At 62.9% G+C, this 17,289-nt stretch carries 15 protein-coding genes; 9 read left to right on the top strand and 6 right to left on the bottom strand.

Translation table 11 applies throughout. The features are described from left to right. Positions 1 to 93: 93 nt before the first annotated feature. Positions 94 to 1,695, bottom strand: coding sequence for a carboxyl transferase domain-containing protein (locus tag BLS13_RS11540; protein ID WP_093452237.1), 1,602 nt, complete (start codon positions 1,693 to 1,695; stop codon positions 94 to 96). Between the two features lie 242 nt (positions 1,696 to 1,937). On the opposite strand from BLS13_RS11540, the gene BLS13_RS11535 reads away from it, so the two are divergent. From BLS13_RS11535 to BLS13_RS11515, 5 genes are all read left to right on the top strand, one after another. After that, the gene (locus tag BLS13_RS11535; protein WP_093452236.1) at positions 1,938 to 2,267 is read left to right on the top strand and encodes a helix-turn-helix domain-containing protein; all 330 of its coding nucleotides are present in this window, start codon (positions 1,938 to 1,940) and stop codon (positions 2,265 to 2,267) included. After that, positions 2,257 to 3,972 (top strand): SulP family inorganic anion transporter, encoded by a 1,716-nt coding sequence (locus BLS13_RS11530; RefSeq protein WP_093452234.1) that lies wholly within the window; start codon positions 2,257 to 2,259, stop codon positions 3,970 to 3,972. The genes BLS13_RS11535 and BLS13_RS11530 overlap by 11 nt, the downstream gene beginning before the upstream one ends. Then, positions 3,969 to 4,286 carry an alkylphosphonate utilization protein gene (locus BLS13_RS11525; RefSeq protein WP_093452233.1) on the top strand — a complete coding sequence of 106 codons (318 nt, stop codon included), beginning with the start codon at positions 3,969 to 3,971 and terminating at the stop codon, positions 4,284 to 4,286. Before BLS13_RS11530 ends, BLS13_RS11525 begins: the two co-directional genes overlap by 4 nt. Before the next feature lie 193 nt (positions 4,287 to 4,479). Continuing rightward, the gene (locus tag BLS13_RS11520) at positions 4,480 to 5,214 is read left to right on the top strand and encodes an alpha/beta hydrolase (protein WP_093452231.1); all 735 of its coding nucleotides are present in this window, start codon (positions 4,480 to 4,482) and stop codon (positions 5,212 to 5,214) included. Positions 5,215 to 5,294: 80 nt separating this feature from the next. Continuing rightward, a complete protein-coding gene (locus tag BLS13_RS11515; RefSeq protein WP_093452229.1) occupies positions 5,295 to 6,470 on the top strand; it encodes an acetyl-CoA C-acetyltransferase in 1,176 nt (391 codons plus the stop codon). Positions 6,471 to 6,523: 53 nt separating this feature from the next. Here BLS13_RS11515 and BLS13_RS11510 read toward each other — a convergent pair whose 3' ends face one another. The 4 genes from BLS13_RS11510 to BLS13_RS11495 form a co-directional block, all read right to left on the bottom strand. After that, on the bottom strand, positions 6,524 to 6,925 hold the full coding sequence (locus tag BLS13_RS11510; protein WP_093452228.1) for a PRC-barrel domain-containing protein: 402 nt from the start codon (positions 6,923 to 6,925) through the stop codon (positions 6,524 to 6,526). 335 nt (positions 6,926 to 7,260) lie between these two features. Further along, positions 7,261 to 8,145 (bottom strand): crotonase/enoyl-CoA hydratase family protein, encoded by an 885-nt coding sequence (locus tag BLS13_RS11505; RefSeq protein ID WP_093452226.1) that lies wholly within the window; start codon positions 8,143 to 8,145, stop codon positions 7,261 to 7,263. A 97-nt stretch (positions 8,146 to 8,242) separates the two neighbouring features. Beyond that, complete coding sequence (locus tag BLS13_RS11500) at positions 8,243 to 9,130, bottom strand: LLM class flavin-dependent oxidoreductase (protein WP_093452225.1); 888 nt, start codon at positions 9,128 to 9,130, stop codon at positions 8,243 to 8,245. A gap of 96 nt (positions 9,131 to 9,226) precedes the next feature. Further along, positions 9,227 to 10,051 (bottom strand): class I SAM-dependent methyltransferase, encoded by an 825-nt coding sequence (locus tag BLS13_RS11495; RefSeq protein ID WP_176943551.1) that lies wholly within the window; start codon positions 10,049 to 10,051, stop codon positions 9,227 to 9,229. Positions 10,052 to 10,585: 534 nt separating this feature from the next. Between BLS13_RS11495 and BLS13_RS11490 the strand changes: the two genes are divergently transcribed. The 4 genes from BLS13_RS11490 (at position 10,586) to BLS13_RS11475 (ending at position 15,172) form a co-directional block, all read left to right on the top strand. Then, positions 10,586 to 11,875 (top strand): CmpA/NrtA family ABC transporter substrate-binding protein, encoded by a 1,290-nt coding sequence (locus BLS13_RS11490; RefSeq protein ID WP_093452221.1) that lies wholly within the window; start codon positions 10,586 to 10,588, stop codon positions 11,873 to 11,875. 28 nt (positions 11,876 to 11,903) lie between these two features. After that, the gene (ntrB, locus tag BLS13_RS11485; protein WP_093452220.1) at positions 11,904 to 12,860 is read left to right on the top strand and encodes a nitrate ABC transporter permease; all 957 of its coding nucleotides are present in this window, start codon (positions 11,904 to 11,906) and stop codon (positions 12,858 to 12,860) included. Positions 12,861 to 12,896: 36 nt separating this feature from the next. Further along, the gene (locus BLS13_RS11480) at positions 12,897 to 13,700 is read left to right on the top strand and encodes an ABC transporter ATP-binding protein (RefSeq protein WP_093452218.1); all 804 of its coding nucleotides are present in this window, start codon (positions 12,897 to 12,899) and stop codon (positions 13,698 to 13,700) included. 203 nt (positions 13,701 to 13,903) lie between these two features. Beyond that, the gene (locus BLS13_RS11475) at positions 13,904 to 15,172 is read left to right on the top strand and encodes an alginate export family protein (RefSeq protein ID WP_093452217.1); all 1,269 of its coding nucleotides are present in this window, start codon (positions 13,904 to 13,906) and stop codon (positions 15,170 to 15,172) included. A gap of 419 nt (positions 15,173 to 15,591) precedes the next feature. On the opposite strand, the gene BLS13_RS11470 is transcribed toward BLS13_RS11475, so the two are convergent. Beyond that, a complete protein-coding gene (locus tag BLS13_RS11470; protein ID WP_093452215.1) occupies positions 15,592 to 17,286 on the bottom strand; it encodes a bifunctional protein-serine/threonine kinase/phosphatase in 1,695 nt (564 codons plus the stop codon). Positions 17,287 to 17,289 lie beyond the last annotated feature (3 nt).

Below are 17,289 nucleotides of genomic sequence, written 5' to 3'. Positions count from 1 at the left end.
TGCGGAAACCGCCCGCCTGCCCCACCACCATCCTGCGGATGGTCCCCCTCCCCGTTCCGGGGAGGAATGAAGAAGAGTAGTACGCCATCGTCATTACATCCTGAAAATGCCGAAGGCCGGCCGTTCCGGGATCGGTGCTTCGAGCGTCGCCGTCAGCGCGAGCACGAGCACGTCGCGCGTCTGCGCGGGATCGATCACGCCATCGTCCCACAGCCGCGCCGTCGCGTGATAGGGATTGCCCTCATCCTCATATTTCTGACGGATCGGCGCCTTGAAGGCCTCGGCTTCCTCTGGCGTCCATTTGGCGGCGTCACGGTGGACGGTCGCGAGGACGCTTGCCGCCTGTTCGCCGCCCATCACCGAGATCCTGCTGTTCGGCCACGTGAACAGGAAGCGCGGGCTATAGGCCCTGCCGCACATCCCGTAATTTCCGGCGCCGAAGCTCCCGCCGATCAGCACGGTGATTTTGGGCACCGAAGCCGTTGCCACGGCCGTCACCAACTTGGCGCCATGCTTGGCGATACCCTCGGCCTCATATTTGCCGCCCACCATGAAGCCCGAGATATTCTGGAGGAACAGCAAGGGAATCCGCCGGTGGCAGGCCAATTCGATGAAATGCGCGCCCTTCTGCGCGCTTTCGGAAAACAGCACGCCGTTGTTCGCCAGGATCGCGACCGGCATGCCCCCGATATGCGCGAAACCGCAGACCAAAGTGGCGCCGTAGTTCGCCTTGAACTCGTGAAACTCACTGGCGTCGACGATCCGCGCGATCACCTCGTGGACGTCATAAGGCGCGCGCACATCATCGGGGATGATCGCGTAGATGTCCTCGGCCGGATAAAGCGGCGCACGCGGTTCGCGTAGCGGCAGGCCGTGCGGATGGACGGGCCCCAGATGGCTGACGATGTCGCGCACGATGGTCAGCGCATGCTCGTCATTTTCGGCAAGATGATCGGCGACGCCCGACCTGCGCGCATGCAACTCGCCACCACCCAGATCCTCGGCGCTGATCACCTCGCCGGTGGCCGCCTGAACGAGCGGCGGACCGGCGAGGAAGATCGTGCCCTGATTCTTCACGATCACGGTCTCGTCGCTCATCGCGGGAACGTAAGCGCCCCCCGCGGTGCAGCTTCCCATCACGCAGGCGATCTGCGGGATGCCCCTGGCGCTCATATTCGCCTGGTTGAAGAAGATCCGGCCGAAATGATCGCGATCCGGGAACACTTCGGACTGGTGCGGTAGGTTGGCGCCGCCGCTATCGACAAGATAGATGCAGGGAAGATGATTTTCCGCCGCGATCTCCTGCGCGCGCAGGTGCTTCTTCACCGTCATCGGATAATAGGTGCCGCCCTTCACCGTCGCATCGTTGGCAACGATCATGCACTGGCGACCGGATACGCGGCCGATCGCAGTGATGATGCCGGCGCCGGGGATTTCGCCCTCATACATGTCGCAGGCGGCGAGTTGCCCGAACTCGAGCAGTGGCGAGCCCGGATCGAGCAACCGTTCGACCCGTTCGCGTGGGAGCAGCTTGCCACGGCTCGCGTGGCGCTTGCGGGAGGCCGTATTGCCGCCCAGCGCCGCTTCGGCCACCCGGGCACGCAGTTCGTCGGCAAGCCCGCGATTATGGCACAGCCGCGCTTTGGCCTCGGCGCTCTCCGCGTTGAGCGAAGTCGGCAATATCGGCGCGCTCACAGGCCCGACCCGTTTCCGTCGAAGCCAGAAGCTGTTTCACCCATCGACGACACCCTCTTCCCGATCTGTCGATCGCTTCTAGCCGCTCGCGTAGCCCCGCGGAAATTGAAATGTCGATATCCACGAAAGGCATCATCGGCTGGCTTCATCCTGGCCCTCATCGCCGCATCATTATAGGTGTACATAATATCTTTTACCTATTATATATATGTATATTGATGTATAAAACATCATGAGGCACCATGATCACGTCGCAACAAATGCGCGCAGCGCGCGCGCTTCTCGGGATCGACCAGCGCCAGCTCGCTGCCTTGGCGACGGTTTCGCTGCCGACGATCCAGCGTATGGAGGCCTCTGACGGGCAGGTCCGCGGCGTCGTGGAAACGCTGGTCAAGGTCATCCGCGCCCTTGAAGATGCCGGCGTCGAACTGATCGGCGAAAATGCCCCAAGCAGCGGCGCCGGACGCGGCGTTCGGCTCAAGGAAAGCCTCGCCGGGCGCTCCCCGAAGCGTGTGATGTCGATGTTGTTCGATCAGGCCGAGAGCAGCGGGGAGGACGGCAATGGCCACTGACTCGCCCTGGGCCGCCTTCACGCCGAAGCTGGTCACCGTGTTTCGCGAAGGCTATTCGCTTTCGCGGCTGCGCAAGGATGCGGTGGCCGGCCTCACGGTCGCGATCGTCGCCTTGCCGCTGGCGATGGCGCTGGGCATTGCCAGCGGGGCGTCGCCCGACAAGGGGCTGATCACCGCCGTCATCGCGGGATTTCTGATCTCGGCGCTCGGCGGTTCGCGGGTGCAGGTCGGCGGACCGACCGGCGCCTTTGTCGTCGTCGTGTTCAATGTCATCGCCCAGCACGGTTATGACGGGCTGCTGCTGGCGACGCTGATCGCGGGGCTGATCCTCGTCATCGCGGGCTATGCCAAGCTTGGCGGGCTGGTGAAATTCATTCCCTATCCGGTCGTCACCGGCTTCACCGCCGGGATCGCGATCATTATCGCGTCCAGCCAGGTCAAGGATTTCCTGGGGCTCGCGATCGCGCATGTGCCCGCTGACTTCCTGCCGAAATGGCAGGCTTATTTCGACGCGATCGGCACGGTCCAGCCCGCGACCCTCGCGATCGGCGCCGGATCGCTCGGGCTGATCATTGCCTTGCGCAAATGGGCGCCCCGGCTACCCGGCTTCCTGATCGCCGTGGTCGTGGCGTCGGTAGTCGTCGCGGTGCTGCACATACCGGCGGCGACGATCGGCATGCGCTTTCCCGACATGCCCTCGGGCTTGCCGGCGCCCGCTTTGCCGGCCCTCTCGCTGGCGAAGATTCAGGCGGTGCTGCCATCCGCCTTCACCATCGCGTTCCTCGCGGGGATCGAGGCGCTTCTGTCTGCGGTCGTGGCGGACGGCATGATCGGCTCGCGCCACCGGTCGAACCAGGAACTGGTCGGTCAGGGCGTGGCGAACATTGCCTCGGCGCTGTTCGGCGGACTGCCAGCGACAGGCGCGATCGCGCGGACGGCTACCAACATCAAGGCCGGCGCGCTGACGCCGGTTGCAGGAATCCTCCACGCAGCCTTCCTGCTGCTCTTCATCCTGTTCGGGACGAAGCTGATGGCCTTCGTCCCCATGGCGGCGCTGGCGGCGATCCTGTTCATGGTCGCGTTCGGGATGAGCGAATATGAGCGGTTCATCGGTCTCATGCGAATGCCGAATGGTGATCGCGCCGTCCTGCTGCTGACCTTCGGGCTGACCGTGCTGGTCGATCTCACCGTGGCGATCGGCGTCGGCGTGACGTTGGCGTCGCTGCTGTTCATGATGCGGATGAGCGGGACAGTTCAGGTCGACGCGGGCGGCGACGAGGGCGACGACGTCCATCAACGCGAATTGCTGCCGCCCGGCGTCGAAGTGTTCCGGATCAACGGTCCGTTCTTTTTCGGCGTCGCCAACGAATTGCTCGATACGCTGCGGCGCATCGGCTCCACACCCCGCGTCATCATATTGCGGCTCGAACTGGTGCCCCTGCTCGATTCGAGCGGCGTGAGCGCCATCGACCATCTGGTCGAACAGGCGCACGCCGCGGGCACGCAAATGATCCTGTCCGGCGCCGGGCCGCAGCTCCTCGATATGCTGAACCGCACACGGCTCGGGCCCGACAGCAGAAGGGTCGCCCATAGCGCGAGCTTCCCCGATGCCATAGGGATCGCATCCGCGATGGCCGGCGCGGACGCCGAATCCGCGCATATGCGCAACCAGGGCCAGATATCGCCGATGGAGACAGACCAGTGACCGAAGCCGACGACGAATATGTCTATGACGAGGAAAGCGGCGAATGGATCAGCGCGGCCGACGCCGCCACGAAGAAGGCGACATCCTTGCAGCCCGACACGGTGGAAGTGCGCGATGCGATCGGCAACCTGCTTGCCGACGGCGATAGCGTCACCCTGATCAAGGATCTCGCGGTGAAGGGCGCGAACCAAACGATACGGCGCGGCACGGTGATCAAGTCGATCCGGCTGACGGGCGACGCGCAAGAGATCGATTGCCGGTACGAAGGCATAAAGGGGCTGGTGCTGCGTGCGGAGTTCGTCAGAAAGCGCTGATCTGCCCCGACAGACAGGTTCACCCAGCCTTATTCGATACCCCCCTTACAGGCAGGACCGAGCGGTCCTTGGCGCACCGGGACACCTGCGGTACGCAGCATCTGCGAAGGTGGCGCCGCGATCACCGCATTGCTGAGCGCGATTGAGAGGGACTAGCCAGGCACTGGCCGGAGCGGCGCATAGGGAGGAGTGGATGCGATTCATATTCGTCCATGGCGGATTCCACGGTGCGTGGTGCTGGGAAAAGCTCATCCCCGAATTCACCCGGCGCGGCCATGCCGCGCTTGCCATCGATTGCCCGGGTCATGGACAACGCGCCGCTGAAGACGCCACCCTGGCCGGCTATCGCGATGCTGTCGTCGACGTCATCGAGCAGGGCGACATCATCGTCGCCCATTCCATGGGAGGGCTTACCGCTACCGTGGCAGCCGATGCCGCGATCGATAAAGTTGGCCATATCGTCTATCTGGCGTCCAGCCTGCCGGTCGAGGGCCAACCCACCTTTCCAGTCGGAGGCGGCAATCCTTCGCAACGTCCTTCGCCCGCCGGGCTGATCGATGGCGGGCGGAAGATGCAACTGATGCCGCGCGACGAAGCCGTCGCCGCTTTCTATCATGATTGCTCGCCCGAGATCACGGACTGGGCGTTACGCCACCTTACCCCGCAACCCGTCGCGCCATTGATCGAGCCGGTATCCGTGCCGCGCTTCTGGACATCCGCCCCCCCGCGCAGCCTGATCCTCTGCAGCAACGATCGGGTGAGTGCCGCCAGCGAAGGTCGCCAGATGCGCATGAGCGAGCGGCTCGGTGTCAAACCGCTCTCGCTCGATAGCTCGCATTCGCCCTTCCTCAGCAAACCCGCCGAATGCGCCGAGGCGATATTGGAGTCGTTGAAGCGGCCGGGGACGGGTCCGGTCAACCCCGGCTGATCGCACAGATTTGCCGCGATCCTATCGATGAAACCGATCATGATCGCCTGCCCATGACGTCACCCAAGAGGAATTGATCGATGCCCGAAGCCTATATCGTCTCCGCCCGCCGCACCGCCGGCGGCCGTCGCAACGGCCGGCTCGCCGGCTGGCACCCGGTCGATCTCGGCGCCGCCGTGCTCGACGCGCTGGTGGCCGAGACCGGCATCGATCCGGCGGCAATTGACGATGTCATCATCGGCTGCGTCAGCCAGGTGGGCGAGCAGGGTTTCGCCTTCGGCCGCAACATCGTGCTCGCATCGAGCCTGCCTGACAGCGTGCCGGCGGTGACGATCGATCGCCAGTGCGGCTCATCACAACAGGCTCTGCATTTCGCGGCGCAGGCGGTGATGTCGGGCACGCAGGATCTGGTGATCGCCGGTGGCGCCGAGAGCATGTCGCGGGTCTGGATGGGATCGCCGCTGACCCTGGCCGCGCAGGCCGGCATGGGCGAAGGGCCGGTCTCGAAGAGCATCCAGCAGCGCTATGGCGTAACCGAATTCAACCAGTTCGTGGGTGCGCAGGCAGTGGCCGACAAGCATGGCATCGATCGCGCGATGATGGACCGCTTCGCGCTCGGTAGCCATCAAAAGGCGGCGGCCGCGATCGCGGCGGGCGCATTCGCCAAAGAAATGGTCCCGCTGACGGTCACGACCGCGACCGGCGAGCAGATCATCCATGATCGCGACGAGGGCGTGCGCCCCGACTCCACGCTCGAATCGATCGGGTCGGTCAAATTGCTCGCCGAGGGCGGTTCGCTGACCGCCGCAACCGCCAGCCAGATTTGCGATGGCGCCAGCGGCGTGCTCGTCGCGTCGGCGGCGGCGGTGAAGACGCACGGGCTCACCCCGCTCGCGCGCATCGTCAACCTCACGGTCACCGCCGGCGATCCGGTGATCATGCTCGAAGAGCCGATCCCGGCGACCCGCCGTGCGCTCGCGCGCGCCGGCATGACGATCGACGATATCGACCTGTTCGAGGTCAACGAAGCCTTCGCCTCGATCCCGCTCGCCTGGCTCAAGACGCTCGGCGCCGATCCCGACCGGCTAAACGTCCATGGCGGCGCGATCGCGCTTGGCCATCCGCTCGGCGCATCGGGCACCAAGCTGATGGCCACCCTGATCCACGCGCTGCATAAGAAGGGCAAGCGTTACGGCCTGCAGACGATGTGCGAGGGCGGCGGCATTTCCAACGTCACCATTATCGAGCGGCTCTGAACCGCCGGGCTTCGCAGCCCTGACGTTATCCAGGTGGCGTCAGGGTTGCGGCGTCACCAATAAGGCACCGCGCCATAGGCGCCGTAATAGGTGAAGATCCGCTCGCCGTAACTCAAGTGGCTGGAACCACCGAGATCGGCCAGTTCGTAGCGATCATAATAAGGGGCGTCCGCCAGCGTGGCCTTGTCGAGCGGCACGACATAACCTCCACGCTCGGGATCGTAATCGAGCATCGGCCAGGGAAGCGGATGGAATTTCTCGCCGATGCCGAGAAATCCACCGAATGACATGATCGCATAGATCACCTTGCCGCTGGCCTTCTCGATCGAGAGATCGTCGACATGGCCGATCCGCTCGCCCGCCTTGTTGAAAACGGGTGTGTTGTTGACGCGGCTGCCAAGGATCAGCGCATGTTCAGTCCGGTCGAGCGCCGCGCCGGATGTTGCCTCATTCATGATCCATCTCCTGTCAGCCTCGCCCATTCAGCCTTTGCGCATGGCGAGGCGAGGAACCACGGAAACAACCCCGGACCCTCGAGGTTCGTTCCGTCACGTGATGGTTCGATCGACCTAGGGGCGATTACCCCCATCCGCTAAATTCAGGAATTAGGGAGGCCTTCGAATGGCATATGATGCCCTCCCACGAATCGTCATTCCCGCGAAAGCGGGAACCCACGGTTACGGCACACTTGAACCGGTAAGTGCCGCTGTCCATGGGTCCCCCCGTTCGCGGGGATGACGATGAAGGGGATGCCTGCGCTTAAAAAGGATTGTTATATTTCAGCTGTATGTCAGCCATATGGCCGCTCGGTCCACCATGGAAAGAAGTCGGGCATGTCCTCGGAAACTTTGAGGGGAAACACGGCCGGACGCTTTTCGAGGAAGGAAGCGACACCTTCCTTGGCATCCGCGCTCAACGTACGCGAAAGCACACTGCGACTTTCGATCTTGTGCGCCTCCATCGGATCATCGAGCCCCAGGCCGCGCCACATCATCTGCCGTGTCAGCGCGATCGAGACCGGGGCGGTGTTGTCGGCGATCCCGCGCGCGATGGCGTAGGCGGCCGGAAGAAGCTCCTCCGCGGGGACCACCTGTGACACAAGGCCGCCAGCCAGCGCCTCGGCTGCGGGGAAGACCTCGCCGGAATAACACCACTGCAACGCCTTCGATATCCCCACGACGCGAGGCAGAAACCATGTCGAGGCGCATTCCGGTACGATTCCGCGCCGCGTGAAGACAAATCCGAACCGCGCATTCTCGCTTGCAAGACGGATGTCCATCGGCAGCGTCATCGTCACGCCAACCCCGACTGCCGCGCCGTTGATTGCACCGATGATGGGCTTTTTCAGCGCAAAAATGCGAAGACCCAGTTCGCCCCCGGTATCGCGGGCAGCCGGCGATGCATAATCAAGGCTACCATCGGGCTTGCGGATCGATCCACCTTCGGGATCGAAAAATCCGTCAGGGCCTCCGGATATATCGGCACCGGCACAAAATGCCTTTCCAGCACCGGTCACGACGACAACGCGCACCGCATCATCGGTGTCGACCCGGTCAAATGCGTCGAACAGCTCGTTCTTCATCAACGTATCGAGTGTGTTCATTTTTTCGGGTCGGTTGAAGGTGATCGTGGCGATCGCCTGATCAACTTCATAGCGGATCGTGGTATAGTCCATATTCCCCTCCGTAACCTTCGAATGTTTTGGCTCCTTCACGGTCGCACGAGCCACCGCCACTGCCGGGAATCTGCTGGCCCGGCATCCATTCGAAACGTCACTTTGCGCTCATCGGGCCAATGATCTCGTCGCCGAACTCTTTCAAGGTCGCCGGCGATGCCAGATCAGAGAACCATGCATAAACGCGTTCGACACCCCGCGCCGCCAGGCCATCAAAATAATCGCGGAGTTCGGAGGCGGTTCCTATCTTCGTTCCCGAACGCCCCAATCGCTTCGCGGCTTTGTCTGCCACTTCCTGACGCACGGCACCGACACCGACATAGCCCAGTTTCTGCTGGACAGAGATCCGGGCCGTCCCGATCTGCGCGCGCAAATCCTCAAATGCCTGGCCCTCGAACTTGTCCTTGTAGCGGGTATCGAGATTCCACCAATCGGCATGCTCACGAACAAGCGCCAACGTCTTCGGGCCCGAGCCGCCGATCAGAATCGGAATTCGATTCAGCGGCTTCGGTGCCAGCACCGCGCCGCGCAACGTGTGAAAGCGGCCTTCATAATCGACACTCTCTCCGGACCAGAGCGCCTTCAAAACCTCAAGCGTCTCGCGCAGGCGCTCGACGCGGTCACGCGGCGCCTCCGGTCCGACGCCGAACTTTTCGAAATCCGGCGTCCATGAACCCCAGCCGATGCCTAGTTCGAACCGGCCATTGGACGCGTGATCGAGCGATACGGCATGATGCGCCAGCAAGGCGGGGTGACGAAATGGATCACAGGTCACCAGCGAACCAACCTTGAGCCGCGTCGTATGCGCCGCGATCCAGGTGTTGACGGTGGTGGCTTCAAAGGTGGGCTGGCCGATGGCGCCGGGCGCTTCGATATGGTCCATACCCGTGATGCCGACGAAACCTGCTTGCTCGGCGGCTTGTGCCGTCGCGACCAGCTTGTCGAACGACGTCCGAAATTGCGGCAAAAACAGGACGAATTCCATTAGCATTTCCTTTGGACCGGTGCCGGCCAATTGCTCCGGCCCCGCGCACATGCCACCGGATGTGGTGGCATGTGCGCGGGGCGGAGGACGTTCGTATCAGACGATCGCGGCGATCGAGAGCTGGAACTCGGGTATGATCAGCCCATCCGTCCGGCCCTTGAGATAGGCTTCCCGCGCGGCCACCTGCGTGAGGGGTTCGATCCGGCTGAAGCCCGCCTCGCGCAACATATCGCTCATCTCCTCCAATGAGATGAAGGAGACAAAATGGACGGGATCGCTGGCCCTGGCACGCCGTTGTTCCTGGGCGCCGGGTTCCACGATCGTCACGACGATCTCCGATCCCGCCGGGCGTTCGCCTGCCCAGCGCAAGGTGGTACGGATCGCTTCGCGCGTCAGATATTGGGTCACGCCCAGCCAGGAGATGAAGCATGGTTCGTCGGCGGCGAAGCCCTGCGCGGCCAGCGCCTGATCGATCGACATCCGTTCGAAATCGCACGGCACATAGCGCACCTGCCCGGGCGTTTTCAGGCCCAGCTGCTCGATCCGCTTCTTCTTCCACGCCTGGAAGGGCGGGTCGTCGACTTCGAAAACGATCATCGATTCCAGAGCGTCGCCCATTCGCAGCGCATAGGAATCAAGCCCGGCGCCCAATACGACATATTGATTGAGCCGACCGCGGGCAGCGGCCAGACGATCCTCCGTGAAACGGCTGCGCAATACGCATGAGGCGGCCATTTCAAGCGGAACCTTCGCCGTAAATTCGCGGATTTCGTCGTCGCTCATCTCAAGCAACTGCGGTGCGAATTGATCCCGGAAGATCTTGGGCTCCGCCCCTTCCAGAAAGTGCCCGGCCCGCATCGCCGCTGCCATGAAAGCAGTGCGATGAACCTCGGACAATGCGCCGTCAGAACCAGATGACATCTCGATTTCCTCTCCTATCCACTTCCACTCGCGCCAATATGCTTTTTTTTGAAGGCACGACTTTATTCGGCGCCCCAGCAGCGCCAACGCACGATAGGCATTCTGCTCGTGCGTCATGCGATTCTGTCAACCGCAGGCGAACGATGCCATATCGGAAGCGACCACACATCGTGCGAAGTACACATGGGCAGGGGGTTTCTCTCCGCACCTGCCTTTGTCGCCGGTCCGCCGTCACCGCGGCCGGGACCGGGCCAAAACCACGCCGTCGCAATCGCTTACTTTCACCCGGCGCCCGATCGGCCTTCGCCACATGACGCATAAATGTCACAACGTGTATGATTTCGAATTTTGCACTTGCGAAAGGATCGCGATTCGCGCAGCCTAACCGGGTCGCGCAATGATGCCGCGGCACAGCATTGGATCGCCCCAACGATGGGGCCGGTCCATCCGGAACACAGCAACGTCGCTGCACACCCCCGCACTCGCGGTGGTCGTGAGCGGCGTTTTTTTCGTTTTTACAGCTCGGGGGCAGCAATGGCGAACGACAAGAGCAAGGGCCTGGATCGGCGCGAACTACTGAAGATCGGCGGAGCCGCGGGAGCGGCTGCCGTGCTGGGCACAACGATGGCGACGGCCGTGCATGCGGCACCGGTGGGCAAGCCGGAAGTGACGGGCGCAAAGCTCGGCTTCATCGCACTCACCGATGCTTCGCCGCTGATCATCGCCAAGGAACTCGGGCTGTTCGCCAAATATGGCATGCCCGATGTGGTGGTGGCCAAGCAGGCGAGCTGGGGCGCGACGCGTGACAATATCGTGCTCGGCAGCGCCGGCGGCGGCATCGACGGCGCGCATATCCTGTCGCCGATGCCCTACATGCTGACGCTCGGCACGATCGGCAAGGCGACGCCGATGAGCATTCTTGCGCGCCTCAACGTCAATGGGCAGGGCATCTCGGTCGAAAAGGCCTATCTCGGCGCCAAGGCCGATATCAATTCGGCGCGGATGAAGCCGCTGATCGCGCAGCGCAAGGCGGCCGGCCGCAAGATCACGATGGCGATGACCTTCCCGGGCGGCACCCATGATTTGTGGATCCGTTATTGGCTGGCGGCGCAGGGCATCAATCCCGACCTCGATGTCGAACTGATCACCATCCCACCGCCCCAGATGGTCGCCAACATGAAGGCGAAGACGATGGAGGCGTTCTGCGTCGGCGAGCCATGGCCCGACCAGCTGGTTGCGCAGGGCCTCGGTTATACCGCGGTGTCGACCGGCCAGCTCTGGATGGACCATCCCGAAAAGGCGTTCGCGATGCGCAGCGACTGGGTTGCCGCCCATCCCAACGCGGCAATCGCGCTGACGGCGGCGATCATCGAAGCGCAGCGCTGGTGCGACAATCCCGCGAACACCGCCAAGCTGGCCGAGATCATCGGTGGGCGCGACTGGCTCAAGGTCCCGGTCACCGACATCCAGGATCGCCTCGCGGGCAATTTCACGATGGGCGACGGCCGCGTGTTCAACAACGCGCCGTTCAAGATGAAGTTCTGGGCCTCCAACGCATCCTTCCCGTATAAGAGCCATGATCTGTGGTTCCTCACCGAGGATCAGCGCTGGGGCAAATTGCCGGCCAATCTCGACAAGACCGCCGTGATCGCCAAGGTCAATCGTTCGGATATCTGGCGCAAGGCCGCCGCGCTCGCCAAGGTGCCGGCTGCGCAAATCCCGAAATCGGAAAGCCGCGGCGTCGAGAAATTCTTCGACGGCAAGGTTTTCGATCCCGGCAATCCGGCCGCCTATCTCGCCAGCCTGAAGATCAAGAAGGTCTGATCTCGCGCAGATTTTGAGGAGTAGTCCGATGTCGTCACCCGTTCGCCTCGTGCATACGTCGGCCGGCTATTTGCCGCCCAGCGTCGCGGCGCCTCAGAGCGCCGAGATCATCCCTTATCCGAACGCACCCTCCGTTCAGGCTCAGGAGGTTCCGATCAAGCTCCCCCATCCGCTTGCGGAAAAGGCGCGCGACGTCGCTGCGAACGTCCTGCCGACGCTGATCATGCTGGTCGTCCTGCTCGGCATCTGGCAGATCGCGTGCGGACATGAAGGCGCGACCTTCCCCAGCCCCTCCAAGGTCTGGACGGAAAGCCGCGAGGTCATCCTGCATCCGTTTAAGAACGTTACGATAGACGGGTGGCACATCAAGATCCAGGATGGCGGCGACGTCGGCATTGCCGGGCACGTGCTGCGCAGCCTCGGTCGGGTCGCCTTCGGCTTCAGCCTGTCCGCGACCTTCGGCATCGCGCTCGGCATCCTGATCGGGCAGAGCAAGACCGCCTACCGCGCGCTCGATCCGATCTTTCAGATCCTGCGTACCGTGCCGCCGCTCGCCTGGCTGCCGATCAGCCTGGCGATCTTCCAGCAAGCCGGGCCCTCGGCGATCTTCCTGATCTTCATCACCGCAATCTGGCCGGTGATCCTCAACACCGCCGCCGGCGTCCAGAATATCCCGCCCACCTATCGCAATGTCGGCCGGGTGCTCTCGCTCAACCCGTTCGAATATTTCATCAAGATCATGCTGCCGGCCACGGTACCGTACATGTTCACAGGGCTTCGCGTCGGCATCGGCATGAGCTGGCTGGCGATCGTCGCGGCCGAGATGGTGCAAGGCGGCACCGGCATCGGCTTCTTCATCTGGGACAGCTATAACAGTTCGCTGCTCACCGACACGATCGTCGCGCTCATCTGGATCGGGCTCGTCGGCTTCGCTCTCGATCGCATCGTCGGCTGGATCGGCCGCCGCGTCGCTCGCGAAGTGTGATCCCGTCCTCTCTCTTCTCTTGTTGGAGTTACCAGCATGAAACAGCGTAGCTATCTCGCTCTCGAAGATATCGGCGTCGCCTTTCCTACCCCGAAAGGGCCATTCCAGGCCCTGAAGGGAGTCGACCTCTCGATCGAAAAGGGCGAATTCGTCGCGCTGATCGGCCACTCGGGTTGCGGCAAATCGACCCTGCTCAACATCGTCGCCGGGCTGACCAAGCCGACCCGCGGCGTCGTCTTCCTCGAAGGCGACGTGATCGACAAGCCCGGACCCGACCGCGCGGTGATCTTTCAGGACCATTCGCTGCTGCCGTGGATGACGGTGGAAGAAAATGTCCGCCTCGCGGTCGACAAAACGATGGCCGGCAAGAGCCGCGCCGAGCGCCGCGACTGGGTGATGCACAATCTCGATCTGGTGCAGATGACCGCCGCCGCCGCCAAACGCCCCGCCGAATTGTCGGGCGGCATGAAGCAAAGGGTGGGCATCGCCCGCGCGATCGCGATGAGCCCGCGCGTATTGCTGATGGATGAGCCGTTCGGCGCGCTCGACGCGCTCACCCGCGCCAGCCTTCAGGACGCGGTGATGACGATCCAGACCAAGCTCAAGAACACCGTGATCATGATCACCCATGATGTCGACGAGGCAGTGTTGCTCGCCGATCGCGTGGTGATGATGACCAACGGCCCGGCGGCGACGATCGGCGAGGATCTCCACATCGATCTGCCGCGCCCGCGCAACCGGATCGAGATGGCGGACACGCCGGCCTACAACCATGCCCGCCACGACATATTGGAGTTCCTGCATCAACGTTTTTCGAATCCAATGGATCGGGCGGCGTAATGCGCGGCTGAGGATCTTTCTGCATTCCCGCTCTTCATAGAAAATATTCGGAAGAAAAGGACGAGGAAGAAGTCCGTCACCCGGCCTCGCCCACAATTGGGAGAAGCATAGAAGGCAAGGGCTAGAAAAGGCCCAACCTGGGAGAGGATGCCGACAAAGCATCCGATGAGTTCAGCTTCGATACTTCAATAAGGGGGAAGATCATGCGATTCCTGACATGCTGCCTGCTGTCTTCAGCAGTTGTGATTCCGGCTGCGGCCAATGCCGATGGCCTCAAGCCGATCATCGATACGCGGCTACGCTATGAAAGTGTCGATCAGACCGGGCTACCCAAGAACGCGGACGCGCTGACGGCGCGAGCCCGGGTCGGCGTGGAAGCAACCGAGGGCAAATTCAGCGCGATCGTCGAAATCGAAGGCACCGCCGCCATCACCACCGACTATTTCAACGGCGTCAACCTCAAGTCCGCCAGCTATCCGATCGTCGCCGATCCGGCCAATATCGAATTCAACCGCGTTCAGCTTCAGTATAAAGGCCTGCCCAAGACGGTCGTCACCGTCGGCCGCCAGCGCATCAACCTCGACGACCAGCGTTTCGTTGGCTCGGTCGGCTGGCGGCAGAACGAGCAAACCTTCGATGCCGTGCGGATCGAAAACACCTACATCAAGGATCTCAAGATCGACGTGACCTATAGCTGGTCCGATCGCACGATCTGGGGCATCAACGGTGGCGAAAATGGCTTCACCAACCGGCCGCAGTCGATTGGCGGCGACAATGTGTTCGCGAATGCCGCTTACAAGACCAAATATGGCCTGGCGACTGCATTCTATTATCGTGTCGACGAGGACGAACCCGTCGTCGCCCTGCTCCGCAACAGCAGCGCAACCTATGGCGGCCGCTTCGCTGGAACCTATGCATTCAGCAAGACCTTCAAGTGGAACTACGCCGTCAGCTATGCGCGTCAGACGTCGAACAAGACCAATCCGCTGATCTATGCCGCCGACTATTTTCTGGCTGACGGCTCCTTCGACATCAAGGCGTTCAAGCTCGGCGCCGGCGTCGAAATCCTCGGCAGCGACAAGAGCGTCACCACCAAGGCGACCGGTCTTCCGCTCGCCGGCGGCTTCGCCTTTCAGACGCCGTTCGCCACCCTCCACAAATTTCAGGGCTGGGCCGACAAGTTCCTGACGACCCCGGCGCAGGGCATCGTCGATTATTATGGCTCGGTCGGCTATGGCTGGAAGAAGATCGGGGTGTTCGATACGATCGGCATCAGCGCCATCTACCATCGCTTCAACAGCGATGTCGGCAAGATCAATTATGGCCAGGAATATGACGCTCAGATCGTCGCCAAGGTGAAGAAATATACCTTCACCGCAAAATATGCCGACTATGAGCGCAAGGGCATTGCGAGCTTCGCCGGCGATGCCGACACGAAGAAGTTCTGGTTGTCGGTCGAGTGGGCGCTTTAATCTCCTTTGCCAGGCCAACCACAGGCAGCAGGATATAATTATGCAGCTATTAAATGCACCCACCCCCAATCGTCATTCCCGCGAAAGCGGGAACCCACGGTGAAGGCATACTGGAATCGGTAGGTGCCTCCGTCCATGGGTCCCCGCTTTCGCGGGGATGACAAAGGGAGCGGCAGCTCGCCCATTCTCGGGCAGCCCCTGCTGCGGTGCAATGAACGCACTTGCAGCCGGGCCTGAATTCCGGCAGTAGGCCAACGAATTCAGGCAACGCTGCCTGCACGATTTCACGGTGCCGAACCCGATGACGGGCCCGGGCACTGCAACATACAGCAAAGCCGCTGTTCGGTCCCTGCGTCGCAGGTGGCCGGGCAGCGGCTTTTGTCGTTTCGGCGGAGGCAGACGTGGTGAAAGGTTCGGGCTCAGCGCGCGAAAAGCGCCGCGATCAACGCAATGGCGAGCAACGCCGCAACGCCCTGCCAGAAGCGTACCGGATCACGCTCGATCAACGGCCGCTTGCGGGGCGGTCGGATAGCGTGCGAACCGCCGCTTTCAAGCGTGGCGATCAGCTCCTGGACGTCGCCGAAACGCGCCTGCGGATCGACCGAAATCGCACGCAGGATCAGCGCCTCGAGCCAGCCAGGCATATCGGGGCGATGCCGCGAAGGCAGAGCCGGCCGGCCGAAGCGCGGATGGCTGAACGGCTCGATCTCGCCAAAGGGATAGCTGCCGGTGAACATCCGGTAGAGCGAGACGCCCAGCGCATATTGATCGCTGGCTTCGCTCGCGCCGGCGCCGTCGAACATTTCGGGCGCCATATAGCTCGGCGTGCCCGGCGCCTCGTCACCGACAAACTCGTCCACCTTCGGCAATCGCGCGACACCCAAATCGATCAACTTGAGCCCGCCGCCATGGGTCAGCAGCACGTTATCCGGCTTGATATCGCGGTGGATGATGCCGCGCCGATGGAGCGCCGCTATGCCGCGCGCCAGCCGCGCACCGATATCCACTCCCGCGCGGATCGACATCGGCGCGCGCAGCAGGCGCTCTTCGAGCGTCTCGCCCTCATAATATGGCATGGCGACGTAGAGCCGGCTCTGCCGCTCGGGCGGAATGGCGATGGCGGCCCCCACATAGGGGCTCTCGACCCGCGCGGCGATCAGAGCCTCGCGCGTGAACGACAGGCGCGCGCCGCGTTCGGACAGCAGAGCGGGCTTGGGAAATTTGAGCACGCATTCGCCGCCCATCGCCCGATCGCGCGCCACGAACAGCCGCGTGTAGCGGCCGTCCGAAATCATCCGCTCGAGCGCGAAGCCGTCGACGAGATCGCCGGTCACGGGCGGCGGCTCGATCGGCAATTGCTGGACGCGCGCCGCCACCGCATCCTGATCGACCGGCGGCAGCGCGATCACATCGATGACGAGCGCAGTGATATTGTCTTGCGATCCGGCCGCGAACGCCGCCTCAACGATCGCCTCGGCATCGCCTTGTGCCGATCCATGCTCGTTGAGAAGCGTCGCGATCGCCTTGGCGGACAGCACCCCATGTACGCCGTCGCTCGCCAGCAGCAGCCGATCGTGCATCGCCAGATCCTGCGTGCGTCGATCGAGCCGCATGGTCGGCTCGATCCCCACGGCGCGGGTCAGAACATGGCGCTGATCGGGATGGGTGCGGACATGATCGTCAGTCAGCGGGGTGAGCTGGCCATCGCGAAAATGCCAGGCACGGCTATCGCCGATGTGCAAAACCGTCGCCTGCCGGCCGCGCAGGACGAGCGCGGTGAAGGTCGTCGCGCAGCCGGCAAGCCGCGTGTCGGTGCGCCCCATCTGATGCACCCAATGGTTGAGGCTCGCGAGGACGCGCTCGGCCGCAGCGGCGATGCCGATCGTCTCGGGTTGCGCATAATAGCCATCGATGAAGCCGCGCACGACGGTTTCGGCCGCCACGCGCCCGCCCTTCGCGCCGCCGACGCCGTCCGCCACCGCGGCGACGATCCCCATCCGCGCCCGTTCGGCAGCAGTGCCGAGCCACAAGGCCCCGAAATCCTGATTGTCCTGCCGTCGACCGGCAATCGACGCGAAGCCGGACGCAATATCGATCCGGCCCTCGGTCGTCATATC

The organism is Sphingomonas sp. YR710 (genome assembly GCF_900101455.1).
Lineage (GTDB): Bacteria > Pseudomonadota > Alphaproteobacteria > Sphingomonadales > Sphingomonadaceae > Rhizorhabdus.
This window is presented reverse-complemented; position numbering and strand designations above follow the sequence as displayed.